Genomic DNA, 21,745 nt, shown 5'->3' on the forward strand with positions numbered 1-21,745 from the left:
CCCCTCCGAGTGGAATCAATCACAAGCCGTGATGATCGGGCATAGCCAGTTTCGACGCAAGGAATTCGTTAGAAATATCAATCTGAAATATTAACCCAGCATATCGAACAGCGTGCCCGACTTGCCGGCCGCGCCGTTGAGCGCGCTGCCGGCGCCGGTCTGGGCCTGGGCCGTGTACAGCGCCGCCAGCGCCGTCGCCTGCGCCGTCAGCGCCTTGGTCAGCACGGTGCGGCGGCCGTTGATGCTGTTGATCTCGCGGCCCAGCATGCCAGCTTCCTTGCTGATCACGCTGCTGTCCGAGGTCAGCGCCGAGGCCTTGGCCGACAACAGGTCGGCGATGCCCTTGCCGTTGTTGGTGAACAGCTTGCCGACAGCGGCCGAATCGCTGGCCAGCGCGGCCTTCAGCTTCTTGTCGTCGATCACCAGCTGGCCGTTGCTGTCCTGGCTGACGCCGGCCGCGTTGAGCGCCGACATCGAGACGCTGCCGCCGCCCGTCTTCAGCAGCAGGTTCAGCTGGTTGCTGACCTGGCCCATCGCCGTGTCGGACTTCAGGTCGCCTTTTTGCAGCGCTTGCAGCTTCTTGTTCAAGTCGTTGTAGGCGCTGACGAAGGATTTCAGGTTGCTGCCGATCTGGCTGGCGTCCTGGGTGATGGTGACATCGGTCTTGCCGGCCGCGGTCAGGGTCAGCGTGGCGCCGGCGATGGCCTTGTCGACCGTGTTGCTGGCGCTGGTGACGTCCTTGCCGTCGACGGTGAGGATGGCGTCCATGCCGGCGCTGGTCTGCTTGAGTTTCTGGGTGCCGTCGGGATCGAAGCCGAGCAGGTTTTTCAGCGCGGCGTCGCCGCTGACGCTGATGCGCATGCTGTTGGCCGCGCCGCTCGGGCCGGCGATCGCCAGCGAGAACTTGCCGTCGTCGCCCTTGACCACCTTGACGTCCACGCCGGCCGCCTTGAACGCGGCGGCGATGCCGTCCAGCGTGTTGTTGCTGCTGTCGATGGTGATGGACTTGCCGGCCGCCTTGCCGTTGACGGCAAAACCCTTGTCGCCGCCGGCCGTGCCGAAGTCGATCTTGACGGTGGTGGCGGCGCCCGAGCCGATCTTGGCGGTGGAAGATGCGAACGCGTCGCTGGTAAGGAACTGCCCTTGCGCCAGCTGCTTGACCTCGACCGCATAGGTGCCGGCCTTGGCGGTGCCGGTGGAGGCGGCGGTCAGCATGTTCTTGACCGAAGTGGCGGCGCTGGTGCTCAAGCCGCTGCCGGTCAGGCCGGAGGCGATCGACTGGAAATTCGCCAGCGCGCTTTGCAACTGGCCGAGCGCCGACAGCTTGGTCTGGTCGTTCTTCAGCGTCGTATTCAGCTTGGTCGCGGCGCTGTTCTGCGATGCCATCGTTTGCTGGACGCGGTTGTAGATATCGTTCGACACCGTTGGACTGCCGGTATTGCCGCTGGAAGTAATGCTGGAGGTCGCCATGATCCGTTCCGCCTGAGTTGGTTACATAGTATGCAACACAAACGGTATTTCAAAGCCGCGAACAGAGCATCTTTTCCCCACCACCTCCGGGGTCAGATCTGACATTCGGACACAAGCTCTGCCGTAATGGCTTCTACGGCAAAGCTCGTGTCCGAATGTCAGACTTGACCCCGGGGTTACCAGCTTGGCAGGGAGGAGCCTAATTCGCTGGCGGGCCGGGTCCATGCCATCGGCGCGCCGTCGATTGCCACCGGTGGCCGGTAGCGGCGCGCCTCGCCCCACGCGGTTTGCTCCAGCGCCGGCGCCAGATCGGCGTCGCTTGCCGCCGCCAGCGGCTGCGCCTCCGCAGCCTCCGACGGCGACAGTTCCGTCAACAGCAAGGCGGTGCGCGCCAGCGACAGGCGCGCCTGCGTCGCACTCCCTTTTGCCAGACGGTTCAACAACCCGCGCACCACCGCCGCCGCAGCCAGATAGCCGGTGGCGTGATCCAGCGCCTGCACCGGCAAGGGCACCGGCTTGTCCGCGCCCCGCCACTGCATGCCGCGCTGGGCGATGCCCGTGCTCATCTGCACCAGGCTGTCGAAGCCGCGCCGCCCGTTCAGCGGCCCGGACCAGCCGTAGGCGTCCAGCGCCACATCGACCAGGCCCGGATTCAGCTGCCGACGCATCTGATCGCCGTATCCCAGTCCCTCCAGCGCATCGGAACGATAGCCGTGCACCAGCACGTCGGCCTCCGCCAGCAACTGCTCGAACACCGCGCGGTCCGGCGCCAGCCGCAGGTCCAGCCGCGCGCAGCGCTTGCCCAGGGTCACTTCAGGTATCACGCCCGGCTCGTTCCAGCCGGGCGGATCGATGCGCAGCACGTCCGCGCCATAGCCGGCCAGGAAGCGCGTCGCCACCGGTCCAGCCAGCACCCGCGTCAGATCCAGTACTTTCAGCCCCGCCAGCGGCCGCGACGGCGTCGGCGTCCAGCCCGCATTGAAACTGCCGGCCCGCGTCGTCAACGCGATCAAGGGCTCGCCAGCCACCGCCCGCCCCTGCTCGTGCGCCGCCCATTCTGCGCAGGAGCGCATGATTGCCGCGCAGCCGCCCTGCGCCACCACCGCCGCTTCGAGCTCGGCGCCGCGCCAGCCGGCCACCGCCCGCGCCACCGCACCGCGATCGGCCGGCGCCTTCAGCACCGCCAGCGCCGCGTCGCGGTGATGCGGCGCGTTGGTGTGCAGGCGTATCCAGCCGTCGGCCGTCCGATAGTCGCCAGCCACCGGGTCCCACAGCGGCGGCAGCTCCCAGCCCACCGGACGCAGCGACCAGTTGAACCACAGCGACGCCAGCCGCCGATCGACCACCACTTCCGCCGGTAGCCCGCCCTGCGCCGCGATCAACTGCCGCACCGCCAGCGCGGCCGCGCCCACCGACGCCGCCGCCAGCTCTGTCACCGCATAGCACGATGGCAGTTCGCCCTCGCCGGTGAACCGCACGCACTCCCGCGCCGACAACGACAGCGCGGACGAAATAGCCTCCAACATTTTAGACATGAGCGCTCCAGGAATTGATATGCTGTCCCAGCTTAGGACCGCCCACAAGGTGCGTCAATCTTGACTTGAAGTGTCAACATAGGAAACCAAGAATGGTCTGGATGACAGCGGCAGAAGCGCTGAAGGTACTGAATGTCCGCCCGCAAACGCTGTACGCCAACGTCAGCCGGGGCAAGATACGCGCCAAGTCCGACGAGGCCGATCCGCGCCGCAGCCTCTACCACCGCGACGACATCCAGCGCATGGCCAGCCGCAGCAACGGCCGCCGCAAGATCGAAATGGTCTCCGCGCAGGCGATGCAGTGGGGCGACCCGGTGCTGCCATCCGCCATTTCCACCGCCGCCGACGGCCGCCTGCTATACCGCGGCCACGACGCCGTCACGCTGTCCGAAACCGCCACACTGGAACAGATCGCCGATTTGCTGTGGGAGGCCGAACCCGGCCAGGCGCAAGCGGCGATGGCCGGCGCCTCACCCGCACAAGCCGCCATCGCGCCGCCGGCGAGCGCACTGGGCGCCGGCCTGCTGGCGCTGGCGCTGCGCAGCGCCAGCGACGCGCCCTCGATGGGCCGCCCCGCCGCCGACCTGCGGGCCGAAGCCGCCAGCATCCTGTCCACGCTCGCTGAAGCGATGATCGGTCCCGCCCTCGCCGGCCGCGTCACCGCCGGCACCGATGTCGGCGCCCCTGCCGCCGCCGGCGCGCCGCCCGCCACCATCAGCCAGCGCCTGGCCCGCGCCTGGCAACGCCCGGCATCCGAAGACCTGCTGCGCCGCGCGCTGGTGCTGATGGCCGACCACGAACTGAACGCCTCCACCTTCGCCACCCGCGTCGCCATCTCCACCGGCGCCTCGCTGGCGGCCGGCGTGCTGGCCGGCTTCACCACGCTGACCGGCCCGTTGCACGGCGGCGCCTCGGCCGAATTCGCCCAACTGGCCGCCGCCGCCCGCGCGCACGGCGCCGAGGCGGCCGTCGCCACATGGCGCGCCAGCGGCCGCGCGCTGCCCGGCTTCGGCCACATGCTGTACGCGCAAGGCGACCCGCGCGCCCGCGCCTTGATGAAGTTATTACCGGAATTGCAGCCGCACACAGACCTCGCCGCCGCAGCCGAAGCACAGGCGGGGGAATTGCCGAACATTGATTTTGCGCTGACCTTGCTGGCCGCCGCCCACGGGCTGCCGGATGACGCGCCGTTCATCCTGTTTGCGCTGGGCCGCTGCGTCGGCTGGCTGGCGCATGCACTCGAACAAGTGCAGGCCCGCCGCCCGATACGCCCCAGAGCCCGCTACATCGGCCCTAGCGCAGGAACTTGTTGATGGCGCTGGCGTTGGCCGCGTCCAGATTGAGGAACTGGTAGCCGATCTTGAAATGATCGCCGCTGAAAATGCAATAACTCACCTTGGAACGGCAGGTCAATATCTGCGGCTTACCATCGAGGAACAGCTCGAACGTCACCTGCCCCATATGCCCGACGGCCAATTTATGCTCGAACGTAATCGACAAACCATTGGCGCTGATATCGATCGTGCGTCCCGGCTGCGGCGGCATGCCATCCATCACCGCCACCACCTTGGAGCGCAGAATCTTGCGCGCGACTGACCTCTGATCAACTAACACTATCTATCCTTTGTACGGTTACCAATTATTCAGTATTAACGATTACAACACGTAACAATACAACGTTATTGGATTTCGCGCAGCTTATTGAAGGCATCGTCGATACGATCAACGGCGATGATGGTCATGCCCTCGATCGGCTGCTTGGGCGCATTGGCGGTCGGGATCATCGCCATCGAGAAGCCCAGCTTGGCGGCCTCACGCAGACGCTCCTGCCCGCGCGGCGCCGGCCGGATCTCGCCGGCCAGACCGACCTCGCCGAACACCACGAAGCCACGCGGCAGCGGCTTACTGCGCATCGACGAATTAATCGCCAGCAGCACCGCCAGGTCGGCCGCCGGTTCGGTGATCTTGACGCCGCCCACCGCGTTGATGAACACGTCCTGGTCGAAGGCCGCGATGCCCGCGTGGCGGTGCAGCACAGCCAGCAGCATCGCCAGCCTATTCTGCTCCAAACCGACCGACAAGCGGCGCGCATTAGGCAGGTGGCTGGCGTCCACCAGCGCCTGGATTTCCACCAGCAAGGGACGCGTGCCCTCCTGCGTCACCATCACGCAGGAACCGGGCACCTGGTTGTCATGCTGGGACAGGAACAGCGCCGACGGATTCGACACGCCCTTCAAACCCTTCTCCGTCATCGCGAACACGCCCAGCTCGTTGACCGCGCCGAAACGGTTCTTGATGGCGCGCACCAGGCGGAAGCTGGAATGGTTGTCGCCCTCGAAATACAGCACCGTATCGACGATGTGCTCCAGCACGCGCGGCCCGGCCAGCGCGCCTTCCTTGGTCACGTGGCCGACCAGGATGATGGTGATGCCGGTCTGCTTGGCCACGCGGGTCAGCTGCGCCGCGCACTCGCGCACCTGCGCCACCGAGCCCGGCGCCGAACTGAGCGCGTCCGAATACACGGTCTGGATCGAATCGATCACCGCCACTTCCGGCTTCAGGTCGGCCAAGGTGCCGAGGATCTTCTCCAGCTGGATCTCCGCCTGCAATTTCAGATCGCGGGCGTCGATGTTCAGGCGCTTGGCGCGCAGCGCGATCTGCGCGCCGGACTCCTCGCCGCTGACGTACAGGACTTTTTTCAGATGCGACACATTGGCCAGCGCCTGCAGCAGCAAGGTCGACTTGCCGATGCCGGGATCGCCGCCGATCAGCACCACGCCGCCCGCCACCAGGCCGCCGCCCAGCACACGGTCGAACTCCTCGATGCCGGTGCCGAAGCGCGGCACGTCGATGGCGTCGATGTCGGCCAGCGACAGCACCGGCGCGGTCTGCGCCAGCGACAGATGCTGCGGCTGCGAGTAACGGTTGTTGCCGCCCGCCTCGACGACGGTCTCCACCATCGTGTTCCACTGCTGGCAGGACGGACACTGGCCGGTCCACTTGGTGGCCGTGCCGCCGCACTCGCTACAAGTGTAGTTGGTTTTCGCCTTGGCCATCGGTTCAGCCTTCCACCACCGGCACGCGCTGCGCCAGTGCGCACATCAGCTCATAGCCGATGGTGCCGGCCGCTGTCGCCACGTCGTCGATCGGCATGCCGCGCCCCCACAGCGTGACCTTGCTGCCGACGCCAGCCGACGGCAGGTCCGTCAGGTCCACGGTCAGCATGTCCATCGACACCCGGCCCACCAGCGTGGTCGCCACGCCATCGACCAGCACCGGCGTGCCCATCGGCGCGCTGCGCGGATAACCGTCCGCATAACCGCAAGCCACCACGCCGATGCGCATCGGGCCCTCGGCCTGGAAGCGGCTGCCGTAGCCGACCACGTCGCCTGCCACAATGCTCTGCACGCCGATGATCTCGCTGCTCAGCGTCATGGTCGGTTGCAGGCCGAACGATTCCGCCGTGGCGCCGCCCGGCGAGCCGCCGTACAGCATGATGCCGGGACGTATCCAGTCGTTGCGCAAGGTTTGCTGGTGCATCAGCACGCCCGCCGAATTGGACAGGCTGCGCGCGCCCGCCAGCCCGGCCGTGCCCTGCTCGAAGCGGCGCACCTGCTCGGCAATCGGCAGCAGCGGATGCTCGGCGTCGTCGGCGTTGGCGAAGTGGGTGATCATGGTGATGCTGCCGACGCAGGAGATCGCGCTCAGGCGCGCGTGCGCGGCGGCGTAGGCGTCCGGCATGAAGCCGAGCCGGTTCATACCGCTGTTCATTTTCAGATGCAGATCAAATTTGATGCCGCGCGCCGTCAGCTCCGCTTGCGCCGCCTCCAGCCACGCCAATTGCTCGACACAATGCACGGCGGCCTGCAGGTTGTAGCCGGCCATGGTGTGCAGATCGGCCGGATCGAAGAAGCCCTCCAATAACAGGATGGGCTTTTTCCAGCCCAGCTCGCGCAGGCGCACGGCGTAGTCGACTTCCACCAGCGCCAGCCCGTCGGCGTCGGCGAAACCGCGCATCGCCCGCTCCAGGCCGTGGCCGTAGCCGTTCGCCTTGAGCACCCCCCAGGCTTTGGCGCCGGGCGAGTTCGCCTTGGCGCGGGCCAGGTTGTGCTTCATGGATTCAACGTGGATGGTTGCAAGGATCGGCCTAGGCATAAGCAATTTGAGCAGAATATGGGAAGGCCGTATTTTACCGTGTAGCAGCCCAACTGCACGGCTCAATTCTTGGGGATACGATCAAAGCATGGTATAAAGCAAGCCAGATAAGTTTTCAGGCACCCCAGAATGAATCGTGGTTTCTATACCATTATGGCAGCGCAATTTTTTTCGTCATTGGCGGATAATGCGCTGCTCTTTGTTGCGATCGACCTGCTGGTAACAATGAAGTCCCCGGCGTGGATCACACCACTGCTGAAACTCTCATTTACGCTCTTTTACGTGCTGTTGGCGGCATTTGTCGGCGCCTTCGCCGATTCGATGCCCAAGGGCAAGGTCATGTTCATCTCCAACCTGATCAAGGTTGGCGGATGCCTGCTGATATTCGCCCACGTCCATCCTTTATTGGCCTATGCGCTGGTCGGTTTTGGCGCCGCGGTCTATTCGCCGGCCAAATACGGCATCCTCACCGAATTACTTCCCGCAGAGAAACTCGTGGCCGCCAATGGCTGGGTCGAAGGCCTGACCGTGATGTCGATTATTTTCGGCACCGTCATGGGCGGCAAGCTGGTCGGCGGCCAGGTGTCGTCCTTCCTGCTCGGCTTTGACTTCCCGCTGATCGACACCGGCATCGACACCCCGCCCGAGGCGGCGCTGTGCGTGGTGGTGTTCATCTACATGCTGGCGGCGCTGTTCAACACCCGCATCCCGGACACCGGCTGCGTCTACGGCCACCAGGAGCGCAACCCGATCAAGCTGATCACCGACTTCGCCAACTGCTACGGCCTGCTGTGGAAAGACAAGCTGGGCCAGATCTCGCTGGCCGTCACCACGCTGTTCTGGGGCGCCGCGCAGACGCTGCAATTCATCGTGCTGGAGTGGGCCAACCGCACGCTCAAGCTGAGCTACGAACAATCGACCAGCCTGGTCGGCGTGGTCGCCATCGGCGTCGCGCTGGGCGCGGTGCTGTCGGCGCGCTTCATCTCGCTGCGCAAATCGCTCAACGTGATCCCGATGGGCATCGCCATGGGCGTCATCGTCATCAGCATGGTGATGGTGAAATCGGTGGCGCTGGCCTATCCGCTGCTGATCCTGGTCGGCCTGCTGGGCGGCTTCTTCCTGGTGCCGATGAACGCGCTGCTGCAACACCGCGGCCACGTGCTGATGAGCGCGGGCCACTCGATCGCGGTGCAGAACTTCAACGAAAACCTGTCCATCCTGACCATGCTGGCCGTGTACTCGCTGATGCTGCGCGGCCATCTGAACCTGGACGTCATCATCGTGCTGTTCGGCCTGTTCCTGGCTGGCACCATGTACTTCATCATGCGCAAGCATGCGGCCAACCAGCGCGAGTTCGATTCGGTCGCGCTGATCGGCGAGCTGAAACACTGACCTCCGCTTAAGAAGGCAGCGCCCCGTCCTGGCGGCGCTGCGCGGCTTGCGCGCGCCAATCGTCGGGCACCACGAAGCCCCGGCGCCGCTCCACCAGCCATTCTCCCTGCTGCTCCAGTTCCGCCACCATCACCGGCGCGGCCACCTGCGCCATGTGCTCGTGCAGCGCCGCCAGCAGTTCATCCTTGCTCATCGCGGTCGACTCCAGCGGCATCTTCAGCGGCGCCAGCCAGTGCAGGCGCGGCATGATCGCGTAGCGTTCGCCCTGCAATGCGGCGGCCTGCTGCAGCGTGATCCAGAAGCCGTTGCAATGCGGCTGGGAGATGCCCGCCATCGGCTGCGCGCCCTCGCCGCCCGGATAGAACAGCCAGCCCTTGACCAAGGCCTGCGCCCGCGCCACCGGTTGCGGCAGCAAGGGCTGGGCCGCCGGATGGCTGGCCAGCGATAGTTGCTTGTCGAAGATCTTGCGCATCTTGGCGCCCAGCGTGTCGGCCAGGTTGGGGCCGATCAGGCCGTTGAAATCGGCGCCGGCCTCGCTCGCATCGAGCAGGTAGAACTTGGTGGCGAATTCCAGGTGGACCAGCTCGTCGCCGTCGCGCAGCAGGAAATCGAATTCGCCGACGGTGTCGTTGCGGCTGGCGCGCACCTGCAGGCCGTGCGCGACCAGTTTGCCGTGTTCGGCGAAATAGAAGGCCATCAGCTTTTCCGCATACAGGCCGAGGCGCGAATAATGGCGGCCGCCCAGCGCGGCTTCCAAAGGAATCGGATCCTGCTCCAGCGCGGCCAGCCAGTCGGCCGTTTCCGCCGACATGGCGCCCAGCGTGGCGATGCGGCCGTGCCAGTGCGGCGAGGCCGGGTCCAGCAAATCGGGGGCGTCCAGCAGCCAGGCCAGCGCCCGCACGTGCGGCCGGGTCAGGTGTCCCCAGCGCTGTTCGAAGCGTGACTGATAGCTGTCCGCCGGCGTGGCCGGGTTGACCGGTGCGGCGGGCGGCAGGCTAGTCACGGGCCGCCTTGGCGAGACACAGGTCGCCCCAGGCCTTGGCCTTGTCTTCCGGCTTACGCAGCAGGTCGTCCGGGTGATAGGTGGCCACCACCGGCAACTGGGCGGCGCCGTAGCGCATCACCTGGCCGCGCGCGGCCGGCCCCATCATCAGGCCCTTGGCGGCGTACTGGCCGAAGGTCATGGCCATGGTCGCGCCGGTCAGCGCCAGCTCGCGCTCCAGGAATGGACGGCAGGCCAGCAGCTCCTCGCCGCTCGGCGCGCGATCGGCGCCGTCGGGGCCGGACGGACGGCATTTGACCAGGTTGGTCACGTAGACGTCCGCCTCCGGTTTCAGGGCGATGGCTTTCAGCATATTGTCCAGCAACTGCCCCGCCTCGCCGGCGACCGCCTGGTTTTCCTTTTCGTCCAGGCGCGACGGCGCGGCCGCGATGGCGATCCAGGTCGCGTCGGCGGCGCCACGGCCGTTGACGGCGTTGCGGCGCGTATCGCACAGCGCGCAGCGGGTGCAGGTGGAGACGGCGGTGTTCAATGCGGGCCAGTCCATTGCGGCGATGTCGGCATCGCTGACCGGCGCGGCGCGGGCCGGCGCGGGCGCCTCGTCGAACCAGGCGGTCGAGTCTTCGCCGGCCATGGCGGGAGCTTCTTCCGCAGCCGGCGGTTCGGCGACCAACGGCGCGGGCGCGGGCGCGGGCACCACGGCAGCCGCAGCCGCAGCAACTGCCGCCACGGGCGCTGGCGCCGGGGCGGCAACGGCTGCGGGCGCCGGCGGCGCTTCAGCCAGCGCCGCTACCGGCTCGCCGGCCACGTCGTCCTCAACCACCGCCTGCTCGCCGACCGGCGGGTTGCGCAACTTCCATTGCACGCCCACGCCCATCTCATCGAGGAAAACGGTGCTGCGGGATATCGTCTGACTCATAAACTGAACCGCATAACGATTGCGTCCTCGCGTTGTTGATTGGCGGCCGGGTAATAGCCCTTGCGCCGACCGATGTGTTTAAATCCATAACGCTCATAAATCTCCAGCGCCCGCGTGTTCGATGGCCGTACCTCCAGCAGCACCGACGCCATGCCCAGCCCGCGCGCGCAAGCCACGGACTGGTTCAGCAGGAACCGTCCCAGGCCCTGCCCCTGCCTCTCCGCCGACACCGCCACGTTCAGCAAATGCGCCTCGTCGACGATCGCCATCAGCAGGAAATAGCCCAGCAAGTCGCCATGCTGGTCGCGCAGCACCCACGCCTCATAATTGCTGTTCAGGGAATCGACGAAATTGGCCATGCTCCAGGGATGCGGATAAACGCTCTCCTCCAGCGCCACCACATCGTGCAAATCGGCTGACCGCATCGGTTCATAGTTCAGCCGCGCCAGGTCCCACATCTGCTTCATGCGCCACCTTCAGCGGCTTTGGCGGCCGCCATGTCGCGCCGCTCGGCCTGGGTGTAGGCGATCTTGTTACGCAAATACAGCGGCTGCGCTTCGGCCGCCGTCACGGTGGCGCCGGCGGCAAAGGCGATCGCCGCCAGTTGCGCGACCTGCGCCGCATGCGGCATCACCTCGGCAAAGCCACCGCCGGCAAACGCCTCGGCGTAGGCCGACAAGCCGTTGCCGCAGGCGACAGGCGCACCCTGCGGCTGCACGCCCTCGGGCGCCGACAGCGCCGGCGGCAGCACCGCCAGCGGCGGCGCGCCGTCCGCGAACCGGTACTGCGCCCAGTACACCTCGCCCATGCGCGCATCGAGCACCGCCAGCACGTCGCCGGCGCCATGCTGCTGATGGCAGGCCAGCGCCATCGCGTCCAGCGTCACCACCGGCACCACCGGCAAATTGCCGCCGAAGGCCAGGCCCTGCGCGATCCCGCAAGCGGTGCGCACGCCGGTGAACGAACCGGGACCGGAGCCGAAGGCGATGGCGTCGCAGTCTTTCAAGGCGATAGCGGCTTCGGCCAGCAACTCCTGTATCATCGGCAGCACCGATTGCGAATGGGTGCGCACGCCCGAGGACACGCGGCTGATGACGGTCTCGCCGCGCAGCAGCGCGACCGAGGCCAGTTCGGAGGATGTTTCAATGGCAAGAATGATAGGCATGCCGTATTTTAACCTGCCGCGCTGGCAGGCGCGACCCCGCGAGGGGATGTAGAATACCCCCCTTAGGCGCACAGGCCGCCGTTAGCCGACCAATACCATGCACAGTGTGACCCTGAATTCCGAGAATCGCGCAGAGATCGCCGCCGCCCTGGCCGGCGACCGCTGGATCGTGGCCTGCCTGTGCGCGGCCTGGTGCGGCACCTGCACCACCTACCGCGCCACGTTCGAGGAGCTGGCCGCGCGCCATCCGGACAAATTCTTCGTCTGGATCGACATCGAAGACCACGCCGACGTGGTGGGCGATCTCGACGTGGAAAACTTCCCCACGCTGCTGATCCAGCACCACGAACTGGTGGCCTTTTTCGGCACCATGCTGCCGGACGCCGCGCTGGCGCACCGCCTGGTGCTAGCCAAATCGGCGCTCGGCGACGCCGAACTGGCCGAACTGGCCGTCAGCAGCGAAGAGCGCCGCCGCTGGCAAGCCGACTGCAACCTGCGCACGCTGATGCGCAACGCGCAGGCCTGAGCGCCAGCGCCATCAAACGCTGTCGGAAGCCACCGGCAGCGCCTCGGCCTTCCAGCGCAGCATGCCGCCGGCCAGGTTGGCGACCTGCGTAAAGCCGGCCTTGGCCAGCAGCACGCTGGCCTGTGCCGAACGCACGCCCGAGCGGCACACCGCCACCACTGGCCGCGTGCGATCGAATTCGTCGACGCGGTCCATCAGCTGCGACAACGGCACCAGCCGCGCGCCCGGCACATGCCCCAGTTGGTCGATGAACTCCGGCGCCTCGCGCACATCGACGATCTGCGCCTCGGCCAGATGCTCGAGCAGCACCATCGGCTCGATTTCCCACACGCCGCTGAAGCGCAAGGTCAGCGGCGCCCAGGTCGGCGCGTCGGGCGCGGGCAGGTTGCCTTCCGGTTGGCCGCAGCGCATATTGGCCGGCACCGCGATCGCAATCAGCTTCGGATGCGGCAGGTGCAGGTTGTTCATATGCCCGGCAAAGTCACCTTCGTCCACATCGCCGCCCAGGCGCGGATTGAAACGGCGTTCCTCGGCCACGCTGGTCACCGTGATGCCGCGGTAGTCATGCGCGGGATACAGCAGGCAGGTTTCGGGCAGCGACAGGATCTGCTCGCGCACCGAAGCGAACAACTGCTGCGGACTGCCCTGCTGGAAATCGGTGCGGCCGCAGCCGCGTATCAGCAGGCTGTCGCCGGTGAAGGCCATGCTCTCGTCATCCAGCACAAAGGTCAGGCAGCCGTTGGTGTGGCCGGGCGTGGCCCGCACCGTCAGATGACGGCTGCCGAAATCGATGCGGTCGCCATGTCGCAGCGGACGGTCGGCCAGCTCGGCGCCGGCCGCTTCCGCCAGCGCGATCTGGCTGCCGCAGCTTTGATGCAGGCGCCAGGCGGCCGTCACGTGGTCGGCGTGGACGTGCGTATCGAGCGTGGCCAGCAGACGCAGGCCCAGTTCCTTCAACAAGGCCAGGTCGCGCGGCGCCTGCTCGTACACCGGATCGATCAGCAGCGCCTCGCCACTGTCGCCCAGCAAATAAGTGTAGGTGGAGGAAGTCGGATCGAAAAGCTGGCGGAAAATCATGATGGCGGTAATCTCAAATATCAAACAAGCCTAAGCTTAGTCTGCTTGCCCGGTGCTGCGCAAGTGGCGCGGGTCAACCTGCCTGCCAGGAATCCGGTTGCAGCTCCTTGATTCGTTGCTCGGTGTGTTTCGTCATGCAATCGTGATAGCTTTCAGCGCCGCCAGTGCCACCCTGATAAAGGCTCTGCCTCGCCGCGCAGTCGGCGTCACGAAACTCCACCCACTTTCGTTGCGACACAACGAGCAGCTTCTTCATGGCAGCGCCGTTGTCGTAGGACGCCAGCTGTTTGAGTACGGTTTGATACGCCGCATTCAGTTGCAGATCCTTCTTTTCAAATTTCTGCAAGGCGCACAGATTCACCTCGGGCGTGCCGCGCGGGGTGTCACATGGATCGTGGCCTTGGGCAAGCGCGCAGGCCGGGAGCAAAGCGCCAAGAGCAGCTATTAAAATACGACGCATCAACGGCCTCCTGTTTAACTGCCACCCAGTGCGGCAGGATGCGGGAGAATAGCATTTCGCGTCGTCGGAAGGTGCGCGGATTGTCACACCACTTCAATGCCGGCGCGCTTCAATTCCCTAGCAAGAAACGGGTAGCCGGCCACCCGCCTCATCCCTATGCTGAAGCCTCTCTATCACTTCAGCAAAAGGAAAATTCCATGCATCAGCTATCAGGGAAAGTGGCGATCGTCACCGGCGCAAGTTCAGGCATCGGCTACGAAACGGCCAGGTTATTTGCGCGTGAAGGTGCCAGGGTGGTCGTGACTGCGCGCCGCCAGGCCGAACTCAATGCGCTGGTCGCAGACATCGAACGTGACGGCGGCGAAGCAATCGCCATCGCCGGCGACGTCCGGGAAGAACAACTCGCGCGCGCACTAGTGGAAACAGCGGTCGGCCGCTTCGGCGGACTCGATATCGCCTTCAACAACGCCGGCACAACGGGCGACGCCGTACCAGTGTCCGACACTTCCATCGACTCCTGGCAGGCCACGCTCGACATCAACCTGACCAGCGCCTTCCTCGGTGCGAAATATCAGCTGCCGGCCATGATCAAGCGCGGCGGCGGCTCCATCATCTTTACCTCGACCGTAGTCGGCAGCACGATAGGCTTCCCGGGAATGGGCGCCTATGCCGCCAGCAAGGCTGGCTTGATCGGCCTGATGCAGGTCATCGCCGTCGAGTATGGAGTCCATGGCATACGCGCCAACGCGCTCCTGCCTGGCGGCACCGACACGCCGATGGGCCGCGCCACCGCCAACACGCCCGAAGTACGCGCCTTCGTCGAGGGCCTGCACGCGCTCAAGCGCCTGGCACTGCCGGAGGAGATCGCCCGCTCGGCGCTGTACCTGGCCTCGGACGCATCAAGCTTCACCACGGGATCGAACCTGAGGGTGGATGGCGGCTCGTCTGTCAACCGGACGTGAGTTGCACCGCCGAGTGATTGCGCAGGCAGGGGCAATTTGGGAATCCCGGCAAGTGGCACGTTGCCGGAACGGCCCCCGAAACTCCCGATTGATTTCCCGGCTAGTGGATGCTCCCATGCCCTTGAGTCACGGTTTGCCAAATTTCTCAGCAATTAATCTAATGACCAAAAGATAAACCACTACTATCAATAAAACAATAGTCCAATGAGGAGCCGCATCTTTCAAAACATCTTTAAAAAGACCAAGCAAGAAGATCCCGAAAGCATAGATGTAAATTTTTCTCATGATTATTTCTCACACCCACAACTATCGCCACCGGTAAAAGCTTTCGCGCCGGCAGAACCGGCCACATAGGCGGCTTGTGTTATAGCAATATCCCTCGCTGCAGCCTTGTGGCCAGCAACACGCCCCGCTATTTTTGCAGCTCGATTGGCAGTATTGGCACTTTGGGATGATAACGCTTTGACTGCGCCATGGGCTTTTAACCCCGCCTTCCCAACAGCAAGCAATCCAGGAGCAAACGCACCAGCGAGACCCGCGATTCCCACATCCAACCACTCATAATTGTCCAGATCTAAGACGTCGCAACCGTTCCGATAATTCTTGTATCCTTGGGTGGCAAGTTCCCCCCCCATACCGACTATGCCGCCAATACGGGGCATGGGGTCAGTTCCGGCAACGCGCCAAATGGCACTTTGCCGGAACTGACCCCGAAACGAGTTGGAATGTCGGTTAATCTCACTGCCAGCTAGGATATCTGCACCGCCGAGTGATTACGCGGCGTGGCGTCTTCATGGAACAGATCAGCCAGGTACTCGCACAGCTCATGCTCCGCAAGCTCGCCCGGCACGACGAAATCCGCCGGGCGGCGCTTGCCTTCGGCGCCGAAGTAAAACGCCCGCCACGCACCCTGCTCGCCGCTGACGGCGATCAGCCGGCCGAACACGTTGAAGCGCAGCTCCTTCACAGCGTCAGCGGCAGGCTGCGCAGGCGCTTGCCGGTCAGCTTGAACACCGCGTTGGCCACCGCCGGCGCGATCGGCGGCGTGGCCGGTTCGCCCATGCCTTCGGGATGCTCGGCGCTCGGCATGATGATGGTCTCCACCTCGGGCGCCTGATTCATGCGCACCACCGGATAGTCATGGAAGTTGGTCTGCTCGACCTTGCCGTCCTTGATCGTCACCGCGCCAAACAAGGCCGCCGACAGCCCGAACACCACCGCCGACTCCACCTGCTGCGCGATGATATTGGGATTGACGGCGATGCCGCAATCGACCGCGCACACCACCCGGTGCACGCGGATCTCCGCGCCTTCGACCGACACCTCCGCCACCTGCGCGACGATGGTGCCGAACGACTGGTGCAGCGCCACGCCATGCGCGCGGCCCGCCGGCGCCACGCCGGCCCTGGCCACCGCCGCATCCAGCACCGCCAGATGGCGCGGGTGCCGCTTCAGCAAGCCGCGCCGGAATTCCACGCTGTCCTTGCCCGCCGCATGCGCCAGCTCGTCGATAAAGCTCTCTTTGAAAAACGCGTTGTGCGAATGTCCGACCGAACGCCAATACCCCAGCGGCACCGGACTGTCGACGATCACATGGCGGACGCGCTGGTTGGCGAACTCGTACTGCATGTCGAACTCGCCCTCGGCCGTGGTCTTGTCCGGCCCACCGGCCGGCAAACCCAGGTTGCGCTTGAAGAACTGGTGCGACACCGAACCGCTGGCCGACTTGTTATCGTAGCCCAGCACATTGCCCGCCGCATCCAGGCTGGCGCTGAAGCGCGCCAGCGCCGCCGGGCGGTACACGTCGTGCGTGGTGTCGTCCTCGCGCGACCAGATCATCTGCACCGGCAAGCCGCCGGTCTGTTTGGCCAGCGCCACCGCCTGCGCCACCATGTCCACGTCCAGCCGCCGTCCGAAGCCGCCGCCCAGCAGGGTCACGACCAGCACCACCTTGTCCGCCGGGACGCCGGCCACTTTCGCCGCCGTCTCCACCGCAAAACCTGGCGACTGCGTCGGCGCCCACAGGAACACGTAGCCGTCCTTGATCTGCGCGGTGCAGTTGACCGGCTCCATCGCCGCATGCGCCAGATAGGGTGCGCGATATTCCGCCGTCAGGGTCTTGGAGACGCCGGCCACCTTGCCCTCCACCGCGTCCATGTCGCCGTCCTTGTAGTAGGCGTGGCCCGATTCCGCATCCAGCCTGGCCGCGAACTCCGCGTAGATGGCGGCGCTCGACATCTTGGCCCGCTCGTCGGTGGACCACTGCACCGGCAAGGCCAGCGCGGCCTGCCTGGCCTGCCACCAGGTCTTGGCCACCACCGCCACGCCGGCGCCGGCGCCGGTCCTGGGCTGCAGCGCGCTGGAAAAATCGACCACCCGCATCACGCCCGGCATCTTCAGCACCGCATTGGCATCGACGCTGGCGACGGTGCCGCCGATCACCGGCGACATGCGCACCGCCGCATACACCATGCCCTCGGGACGCACGTCAAGGCCGAACACCGCCGTGCCGTTCACCTTGGACGGCGTGTCGCGGCGCGGCTGCGCGCGGCCGATCAGCTTGAAATCCTTGGGCGACTTCAGGCGAATCTCGCCCGGCGCCGCGGTGGCGGCGGCCACCGCCAGCGCGCCGTAGCCCAGGCGCCGGCCGTCGGCATGGATGACCACACCGTCTTCGGTGCGGCAGTCCTGCACGCGCGCATTCCATTGTTTGGCGGCGGCGGCGACCAGCATCGCGCGCGCGGCGGCGCCGGCTTCGCGCATCGGCTGCCACGCATCCTTCACGCTCGACGAGCCGCCGGTGATGACCAGCCCCAGCTCGCGCGCCACCTTGCCGACGGTCCAGCTGACCACCGCCTTCAGGTTGCCCTTGTCGTCCGGGTGGAACGGCAAACCGTCCTTGAGCATCGCGATATTGCCGTAGATTTTATCGGCCGGCGCCTGCACCAGCCGCACCGCCGACAGCGGCACGTCCATCTCTTCGGCCACCAGCATCGGCAAGGCGGTATGCACGCCCTGCCCCATCTCGCTGCGCGCCATGGCCACGCTCACCGTGCCGTCGGGCGCCACGGCGACCCAGCCATTGAGCGCGATCGAGGCGCCCAGCTGCATCGGATGCGAAGCATGCAGGCGCTGCCTCGGCGGCAGCGCGCCCCAGCCCACCACCAGCGCGCCGACTGCGGCCACGCCGCCGAAAATAAAACGCCTGCGGGTTTTTTTTAACGATGGCACTGGGGTGTCCCTTGTTTATGGTTGATGCCAGCGTGTCAGCAGGTCTTGCGCTGCCACCGGCTTGCTGTAGAAGTAGCCCTGCGCCAGGCGGCAGCCATGGCGCAGCAGGAAGGCCGCCTGTTCTTCGGTCTCCACGCCCTCGGCGATCACCGACAGGTTCATGCTCTTGCCCAGCTGGATAATCGCGATGGCGATCGCCTCGTCGTTGACGTCGGTCGAAATGTCCTTGATGAAGGAACGGTCGATCTTCAAGGTCTGCACCGGCAGCTGCTTCAGGTAGGCCAGCGACGAATAACCGGTGCCGAAATCGTCGATCGCCAGGCCCACGCCGATCGAATGCAAATCGTTGATGAAGACCATGGCGTCGCCGGTGTTCATGATCACCGACTCCGTCACCTCCAGCTGCAGGCGGTCCGGCGCCAGCCCGGTCTCGTGCAGGATGTCGGCCACCATGTTGACGATGCTGCCGCGCTCGAACTGCTTGGCCGACAGGTTGACCGCCATCTTCGGCACATGCAGGCCGGCCTCCTGCCAGCGCATCATCTGGCGGCAGGCTTCTTCCAGCACCCACTTGCCCAGCTGGTTGATGAAGCCCGTGTCCTCGGCCAGCGGGATGAAGCGGATCGGCGGGATCAGGCCCAGTTCCGGGTGGTTCCAGCGCACCAGCGCTTCCACGCCGATCAGGCGGCCGGTGTCGATTTCCACCTGCGGCTGATAGTTGAGGAAGATCTCGTCCTTCTCGATCGAGCGGCGCAGGAAGGTCTCCAGCCGCAGGCGCTCGACGCCCTCGCCCGTCATCGACGGCGTGTAGAAGCTGTAGCCGTTGCGGCCGCGCGCCTTGGCCTGGTACATGGCCACGTCGGCATTGCGTATCAGCATGTTCAGGTCGACCGCGTCCTCCGGGAACACGCTGATGCCGACGCTGCAGGTGACGAACAGCTCGTGGCCGGCCACCATGAACGGTTGCTCGAACATCTGCACCAGCTTCTCGGCGACCTGGCTGGCGCCGAACTGGTTCTCGATATTCTCCAGCAGCACGATGAATTCGTCGCCGCCCAGGCGCGCCAGCGTATCGCCCTCGCGCAGGCGCTCGAGCAGGGCCTTGGCGACCTGCTTGAGCAGCTCGTCGCCGATGTGGTGGCCCAGCGTGTCGTTGACGTTCTTGAAGCGGTCCAGGTCGATGAACAACAGCGCCAGCTGCTCGCCGTCGCGCGCGGCGCGCAGCAGGGCGTGCTGCAGGCGGTCGTGGAACAGCAGGCGGTTCGGCAGCGCGGTCAGCGGATCGTGGTGCGCCAGGTGGTCCAGCTTTTCCTGCGACTCCTTGGCCTTGGTGATGTCGCTGAACACGCCGACGTAATGCGTGGTCTCGCCGCGGGTGTCGCGCACCGCGCTCACCGTCAGCCATTCCAGATACAGCTCGCCGTTCTTGCGCCGGTTCCAGATCTCGCCGCGCCAGAAGCCGGTTTCCACCTGCTCGGTCCACATGTCGGCGTAGAAGTCGGCATCGTGGCGGCCGGAGCGCGTCAGCGTGTGGTCGTGGCCGAGCGCCTCCTCCTCGGTGTAGCCGGTGATCTGCGTGAAGGCCGGATTGACCGCGACGATGGTGCCCTTGGCGTCGAGCACCACCACGCCGTCGGCGATGTGCTCGATCACGGTGGCCGACAGGCGCAGCTTCTCTTCCGCCTCCTTGCGCGCGGTGATGTCGGCATACACCCAGATGCTGCCCTCGTCGGCGCGCTTGTTGTCGAGCGCGTAGCCGCTGACCATGCACCAGAACAGACTGCCGTCCTTGCGGCGGTAGTGGCGCTCTTCGTTGAAGTAGTCGCCTTCCGACAGCGACGGATACTGGCGCGCGCCGGCCGATTCGAAATCGAAGGCGTTGGGGAACACGATGGCGGTCGAGGCGCCGGTCATGGCGCCCGGCTCGTAGCCGAACAGCTCTTCGCAGCGGCGGTTGACCGAGACGATCTGGCGGTTACGCACGAACATCACGCCGAACATCACGTTGTCCAGGATCGCGCTCTGCTCGGCCAGCAGCGCCTCGATGCGCATCTCGTTGTGCTTGCGCTGGCTGATGTCGGAGATGATGCCGTCCACCCAGGGCGCCAGGCCGACGCCGTCATGCGGCTGCGGCTGGCCGTTCTCGGCCACCCAGCGCTCGGTGCCGGAGGCGTCGAGAATGCGGTACTCGACCTCGTAGGACTGCGCTCCGCGGATCGCCTCGGACACGGCGCGGCGCTGTTTCTTGCGGTCTTCCGGCGCGATCAGGTTGGTCCAGGAATGGGTGGTGCTGCGCATGAACTGCGCGGCCGAGTAGCCGGAGATCTCTTCGATGGCGTCGGAGACGAAATCGATCGGGCCGTCGGGACGGAAGCGGAACACCGCGCCCGGCACCTGCGTGACGATGGTGCGGAAGCGCTCCTCGCGCTGGCCGATGTCCTCGAACAGGCGCTTGATCGCCACCCGCATCTGCTCCAGCTGGCCGGCCAGGCGGCCCAGCTCGTCGCTGCCGACCAGGTCCAGCCGGGTTTCGAAATCGCCGTGCGACAGGCGGTCGGAGAAGCGCATCAGCTTGCGCAGCGGCTTGATCAGGCGGGAATTGAGGAACAGCACGATCAGCAGCAGCGACACCATCAGCTGCCCGGCCAGCACGAACACATAGGACAGCTGCTTCTCGCGCAGCTCCTGCTGGCTGCGGGCATCGTCCATCTCGACCGTGATGCGGCCGATGCGCTCGCCGCGCACCAGGATCTCGCGCTCGGCGCGGAACACATTGCCGGTCGCCCGGCGCGGCGAATGCACGCTCATGAACTGGGTGTCGGCCTGGCCGACCACCTCCACCTGCAGCACCGACTGGTCGCGCATCACCGATTCGACCAGCGAATGGGCCGACTCGGCGTTCATATTCCACAGCGATTCCTGCATGCCCAGCGCCAGGATGTCGGCGTTGCGCTGCAGCGACTCCTTCAGCGTGGCGCGCGCCGACTGCTGCTCGTGCACGCCGATCAGCAGGTAGCTGCCGATGATGGCCGGGATCACCAGGCCGCCGAACACCACCAGCAACAGCGCACCATAGATCGATAGACCGTACAGGGCGCTGAGCCGGGTACGCATCCGCTGATAAAGGGTGCTAGTCATGCACCGGTACGTAGTCGTGATAAGTTTGCATCATCTGTCTAAAATTGGTTAGTCGCGCAAACTCTAAGCTTACTAACTGGAATTATGCACGGAAATGCATCGAAAAGTCATGGTCCAAGCAAAAAACCCACAGGCAGGCTATCATCGCGGCTCAATTCAACAGAGGGCCTTGCCATGACCACTTTCTCCATGTATTCCGCTTCCATTCCTGTGTTCAAGCAAATTCTGAACAGCCTGCTGGTCATCCTCGACAAGGCTGAAACCCACGCCGCCGAGAAAAAAATCGAACCTAACGCGCTGCTGCAATTCCGCCTGTTCCCGGACATGCTGCCGTTCACCCGCCAGATCCAGATCGCCTGCGACTTCTCGAAAGGCGCCGCAGCCCGCCTGGGCGGCCTGGAAGTGCCGTCGTACGAAGACACCGAAACCAGCTTCGCCGAACTGAAAGCGCGCATCGTCAAGACCCTGGTCTACATCGACAGCGTGCCGGCCAGCGCCATCGAAGGCAGCGAGACCCGCGAAATCACCACCGGCAGCGGCGAGAAGACCAAGCACTTCACCGGCCAGACCTATCTGTTCCACTACGCGCTGCCGCACTTCTTCTTCCACGCCACCACGGCCTACGACATCCTGCGCCACAACGGCCTGGACATCGGCAAGAAGAACTTCATCGGCACCTATTAATACCCACCCCCGAGCCACACCGGGGTCAGAC

The 21,745-nt window shown here is 65.4% G+C and carries 21 protein-coding genes; 5 read left to right on the forward strand and 16 right to left on the reverse strand.

Annotated elements, in window-relative coordinates:
• Positions 1 to 90: 90 nt before the first annotated feature.
• Together fliD and RUGAMON1_RS11135 are read right to left on the reverse strand one after the other, a co-directional pair.
• The gene (gene fliD, locus RUGAMON1_RS11130) at positions 91 to 1,470 is read right to left on the reverse strand and encodes a flagellar filament capping protein FliD (RefSeq protein WP_445230567.1); all 1,380 of its coding nucleotides are present in this window, start codon (positions 1,468 to 1,470) and stop codon (positions 91 to 93) included.
• A 176-nt stretch (positions 1,471 to 1,646) separates the two neighbouring features.
• Positions 1,647 to 2,996 carry a CoA transferase gene (locus RUGAMON1_RS11135; protein ID WP_445230779.1) on the reverse strand — a complete coding sequence of 450 codons (1,350 nt, stop codon included), beginning with the start codon at positions 2,994 to 2,996 and terminating at the stop codon, positions 1,647 to 1,649.
• A gap of 101 nt (positions 2,997 to 3,097) precedes the next feature.
• On the opposite strand from RUGAMON1_RS11135, the gene RUGAMON1_RS11140 reads away from it, so the two are divergent.
• Complete coding sequence (locus RUGAMON1_RS11140) at positions 3,098 to 4,318, forward strand: citrate/2-methylcitrate synthase (protein WP_445230568.1); 1,221 nt, start codon at positions 3,098 to 3,100, stop codon at positions 4,316 to 4,318.
• On the opposite strand, the gene RUGAMON1_RS11145 is transcribed toward RUGAMON1_RS11140, so the two are convergent.
• The 3 genes from RUGAMON1_RS11145 to alr all read right to left on the reverse strand — a co-directional run bounded on the left by RUGAMON1_RS11145 (position 4,299) and on the right by alr (position 7,160).
• Positions 4,299 to 4,619 carry a PilZ domain-containing protein gene (locus RUGAMON1_RS11145; protein ID WP_332855609.1) on the reverse strand — a complete coding sequence of 107 codons (321 nt, stop codon included), beginning with the start codon at positions 4,617 to 4,619 and terminating at the stop codon, positions 4,299 to 4,301. The two genes, RUGAMON1_RS11140 and RUGAMON1_RS11145, sit on opposite strands and share 20 nt — an antisense overlap.
• Before the next feature lie 65 nt (positions 4,620 to 4,684).
• Positions 4,685 to 6,061 carry a DNA repair protein RadA gene (gene radA, locus RUGAMON1_RS11150; protein ID WP_445230569.1) on the reverse strand — a complete coding sequence of 459 codons (1,377 nt, stop codon included), beginning with the start codon at positions 6,059 to 6,061 and terminating at the stop codon, positions 4,685 to 4,687.
• Positions 6,062 to 6,065: 4 nt separating this feature from the next.
• Positions 6,066 to 7,160, reverse strand: coding sequence for an alanine racemase (gene alr / locus RUGAMON1_RS11155; protein WP_445230570.1), 1,095 nt, complete (start codon positions 7,158 to 7,160; stop codon positions 6,066 to 6,068).
• A 129-nt stretch (positions 7,161 to 7,289) separates the two neighbouring features.
• On the opposite strand from alr, the gene lplT reads away from it, so the two are divergent.
• A complete protein-coding gene (lplT, locus tag RUGAMON1_RS11160) occupies positions 7,290 to 8,552 on the forward strand; it encodes a lysophospholipid transporter LplT (RefSeq protein WP_445230571.1) in 1,263 nt (420 codons plus the stop codon).
• Positions 8,553 to 8,559: 7 nt separating this feature from the next.
• On the opposite strand, the gene RUGAMON1_RS11165 is transcribed toward lplT, so the two are convergent.
• The 4 genes from RUGAMON1_RS11165 to tsaB are packed head-to-tail and all read right to left on the reverse strand — an operon-like array spanning position 8,560 to position 11,636.
• Positions 8,560 to 9,555: a DUF1853 family protein gene (locus tag RUGAMON1_RS11165; RefSeq protein WP_445230572.1), complete on the reverse strand. Its 996-nt coding sequence runs from the start codon at positions 9,553 to 9,555 to the stop codon at positions 8,560 to 8,562.
• Positions 9,548 to 10,471 carry a uracil-DNA glycosylase gene (locus RUGAMON1_RS11170; RefSeq protein WP_445230573.1) on the reverse strand — a complete coding sequence of 308 codons (924 nt, stop codon included), beginning with the start codon at positions 10,469 to 10,471 and terminating at the stop codon, positions 9,548 to 9,550. The genes RUGAMON1_RS11165 and RUGAMON1_RS11170 overlap by 8 nt, the downstream gene beginning before the upstream one ends.
• Positions 10,468 to 10,938: a ribosomal protein S18-alanine N-acetyltransferase gene (rimI, locus tag RUGAMON1_RS11175; protein ID WP_445230574.1), complete on the reverse strand. Its 471-nt coding sequence runs from the start codon at positions 10,936 to 10,938 to the stop codon at positions 10,468 to 10,470. Before rimI ends, RUGAMON1_RS11170 begins: the two co-directional genes overlap by 4 nt.
• Complete coding sequence (tsaB, locus tag RUGAMON1_RS11180; RefSeq protein WP_445230575.1) at positions 10,935 to 11,636, reverse strand: tRNA (adenosine(37)-N6)-threonylcarbamoyltransferase complex dimerization subunit type 1 TsaB; 702 nt, start codon at positions 11,634 to 11,636, stop codon at positions 10,935 to 10,937. The genes rimI and tsaB overlap by 4 nt, the downstream gene beginning before the upstream one ends.
• A 97-nt stretch (positions 11,637 to 11,733) precedes the next feature.
• Here tsaB and RUGAMON1_RS11185 point away from each other — a divergent pair, with 97 nt between their 5' ends.
• The gene (locus RUGAMON1_RS11185; RefSeq protein ID WP_445230576.1) at positions 11,734 to 12,162 is read left to right on the forward strand and encodes a thioredoxin family protein; all 429 of its coding nucleotides are present in this window, start codon (positions 11,734 to 11,736) and stop codon (positions 12,160 to 12,162) included.
• 12 nt (positions 12,163 to 12,174) lie between these two features.
• Here RUGAMON1_RS11185 and RUGAMON1_RS11190 read toward each other — a convergent pair whose 3' ends face one another.
• Together RUGAMON1_RS11190 and RUGAMON1_RS11195 are read right to left on the reverse strand one after the other, a co-directional pair.
• Positions 12,175 to 13,239, reverse strand: coding sequence for a rhodanese-like domain-containing protein (locus tag RUGAMON1_RS11190; protein WP_445230577.1), 1,065 nt, complete (start codon positions 13,237 to 13,239; stop codon positions 12,175 to 12,177).
• A 73-nt stretch (positions 13,240 to 13,312) separates the two neighbouring features.
• The gene (locus RUGAMON1_RS11195) at positions 13,313 to 13,699 is read right to left on the reverse strand and encodes a lysozyme inhibitor LprI family protein (RefSeq protein ID WP_445230578.1); all 387 of its coding nucleotides are present in this window, start codon (positions 13,697 to 13,699) and stop codon (positions 13,313 to 13,315) included.
• Between the two features lie 197 nt (positions 13,700 to 13,896).
• On the opposite strand from RUGAMON1_RS11195, the gene RUGAMON1_RS11200 reads away from it, so the two are divergent.
• Complete coding sequence (locus RUGAMON1_RS11200) at positions 13,897 to 14,661, forward strand: SDR family oxidoreductase (RefSeq protein WP_445230579.1); 765 nt, start codon at positions 13,897 to 13,899, stop codon at positions 14,659 to 14,661.
• 126 nt (positions 14,662 to 14,787) lie between these two features.
• Here the strand turns inward: RUGAMON1_RS11200 and RUGAMON1_RS11205 are convergent, their stop codons facing one another.
• The 5 genes from RUGAMON1_RS11205 to RUGAMON1_RS11225 form a co-directional block, all read right to left on the reverse strand.
• Complete coding sequence (locus tag RUGAMON1_RS11205) at positions 14,788 to 14,946, reverse strand: hypothetical protein (protein ID WP_445230580.1); 159 nt, start codon at positions 14,944 to 14,946, stop codon at positions 14,788 to 14,790.
• A gap of 2 nt (positions 14,947 to 14,948) precedes the next feature.
• Entirely contained in the window at positions 14,949 to 15,323 is a 375-nt protein-coding gene (locus tag RUGAMON1_RS11210) for a hypothetical protein (protein WP_445230581.1), read from the reverse strand.
• 86 nt (positions 15,324 to 15,409) lie between these two features.
• Positions 15,410 to 15,628 (reverse strand): DUF7661 family protein, encoded by a 219-nt coding sequence (locus RUGAMON1_RS11215; protein WP_445230582.1) that lies wholly within the window; start codon positions 15,626 to 15,628, stop codon positions 15,410 to 15,412.
• Positions 15,625 to 17,847: a xanthine dehydrogenase family protein molybdopterin-binding subunit gene (locus tag RUGAMON1_RS11220; RefSeq protein WP_445230780.1), complete on the reverse strand. Its 2,223-nt coding sequence runs from the start codon at positions 17,845 to 17,847 to the stop codon at positions 15,625 to 15,627. The genes RUGAMON1_RS11215 and RUGAMON1_RS11220 overlap by 4 nt, the downstream gene beginning before the upstream one ends.
• A gap of 60 nt (positions 17,848 to 17,907) precedes the next feature.
• Positions 17,908 to 21,030 (reverse strand): EAL domain-containing protein, encoded by a 3,123-nt coding sequence (locus RUGAMON1_RS11225; RefSeq protein ID WP_445230583.1) that lies wholly within the window; start codon positions 21,028 to 21,030, stop codon positions 17,908 to 17,910.
• A gap of 174 nt (positions 21,031 to 21,204) precedes the next feature.
• Here RUGAMON1_RS11225 and RUGAMON1_RS11230 point away from each other — a divergent pair, with 174 nt between their 5' ends.
• A complete protein-coding gene (locus RUGAMON1_RS11230) occupies positions 21,205 to 21,714 on the forward strand; it encodes a DUF1993 domain-containing protein (protein ID WP_445230584.1) in 510 nt (169 codons plus the stop codon).
• Positions 21,715 to 21,745 lie beyond the last annotated feature (31 nt).

It is taken from the genome of Duganella rhizosphaerae (genome assembly GCF_040364205.1).
GTDB lineage: Bacteria > Pseudomonadota > Gammaproteobacteria > Burkholderiales > Burkholderiaceae_D > Rugamonas > Rugamonas rhizosphaerae.